The 1,725-nt window shown below is 33.2% G+C and carries 1 protein-coding gene; it reads left to right on the top strand.

The genetic code is table 11. The features are described from left to right. The first annotated feature begins 47 nt into the window (after positions 1-47). The gene (locus AS157_RS01320) at positions 48-1,592 is read left to right on the top strand and encodes a PD-(D/E)XK nuclease domain-containing ATP-binding protein (protein ID WP_214494945.1); all 1,545 of its coding nucleotides are present in this window, start codon (positions 48-50) and stop codon (positions 1,590-1,592) included. Positions 1,593-1,725 lie beyond the last annotated feature (133 nt).

The raw sequence follows: 1,725 nt of genomic DNA, 5'->3' as shown, positions 1-1,725 counted from the left end.
TTAAGTGTTAGAATATATACGTAAAGACCAAATAGGTGGTGGAAGATATGAAGAGATTACCGATAGGGATACAAAGTTTTGCAAAACTGAGAGAGGATGAGGGGTTTTATTATGTAGATAAGACGAGATTTATAAAGATGTTAAGTGAAGAGACATCAGGATATTTTTTTCTCTCACGGCCAAGAAGGTTTGGAAAAAGCTTATTTTTAGACACGCTAAGGCAAGCATTTTTGGGGAAAAAGGAACTATTTAAAGGGTTATACCTTGAGAAGAATTGGGATTGGAGTAAAAAATATCCTGTTATCTATATATCCTTTGGAGCAGGGGTACATAAAACAGAGGAAGAACTAAGAGAAACACAGGATATGATATTAAGGAAACACGCAGAAGGATACGATATAAAACTAGAGGAGAAAAGTATAAAGAATAGATTTATAGAATTAATAGAAAAGGTATACAAAAAAGAGAAAGAAAAAGTAGTGATATTAGTAGACGAATATGACAAGCCGATATTAGACAACATAGAAGAGAAAGAGATAGCAAAAGAGATGAGAGAAAGCCTTAAGAACTTTTATTCAGTGATAAAAGATGCAGATGAATATATAAAATTTGTATTTATAACAGGGGTAACCAAATTTTCGAAAGTATCGATATTTTCTGGGTTGAACAATTTAAACGATATAACACTTGATCCAAGGTATGCGAGCATATGTGGTATAACGCAAAAAGAATTAGAAGAAGGATTTAAAGAGTTATTAGAATGGGTAGACAAAGAAGAGATGAAAAAGTGGTACAATGGGTACAATTTTCTAGGGGAAAAGGTATACAATCCATTTGATGTATTGTTATTTTTGGATAAAAAGATATACAGGCCATATTGGTTTGAGACGGGGACCCCAACATTTTTAATAAAACATTTAATGAAAGAAAGATACTACCTACCGGAAATAGAGAATCTTAGGGCGGGTGAAGAGATAATAGAAAGCTTTGATATAGAAACCATGAACATAACAACACTTTTGTTTCAAGCGGGATATTTAACAATAAAAGGATACAAAGATATATTTGGGAAAAGGACATATTATCTTACATATCCAAATATAGAAGTAAGGACATCATTTATGGATCACATACTAAACTACATAACAAAAAAACCGGAAAAAAAGGCAGAAAGTGAGATAGAACTTTCAGAAGCATTAATAAACTCAGAAATAGAAAAGATGAAAGAAATATTTCAGGCATTTTTTGCAACGATACCAAGTGACTGGTACAGGAAAAATGACATAGAGAAATACGAAGGATTTTATGCAAGCGTGTTTTATGCATACTTTGCAGCGCTAGGGATAGAGGTAAAAGCAGAAGATGTAACAAATAAAGGAAGGATAGATTTAACGGTAAAGTTTGAAGAAAAATGTTATATATTTGAATTTAAAGTAATAGAAGGGAAAGAGAAAAAGGGAGCACTAGAGCAGCTAAAAGAAAAAAGATATTATGAAAAGTACAAAGAAAGATGCAAAGAGATATACATAATAGGAGTGGAATTTGACAAGGAAGAAAGGAATATAGCATACTTTGAATGGGAAAGAGTATGATGGAGAGGGTTGGAGAGGTTAGTGTGTTTTTGAGATTGGAAAGTGTTGGAGAGGTTGGAATTTTTTTGGCATTCCGAGTGCTTCGCTTCTTTTGTCATTCCGAGCGTACGCGAGGAATCGTGTCCCTTTCTCA

Source organism: Thermosipho sp. 1244 (assembly GCF_018588215.1).
In the GTDB taxonomy this organism is placed as follows: Bacteria; Thermotogota; Thermotogae; order Thermotogales; family Fervidobacteriaceae; genus Thermosipho; species Thermosipho affectus.
This window is presented reverse-complemented; position numbering and strand designations above follow the sequence as displayed.

Coding starts and splice junctions, on each gene's coding strand:
- AS157_RS01320 (WP_214494945.1), top strand. CDS start 48: ATGAAGAGATTACCGATAGGGATACAAAGTTTTGCAAAACTGAGAGAG.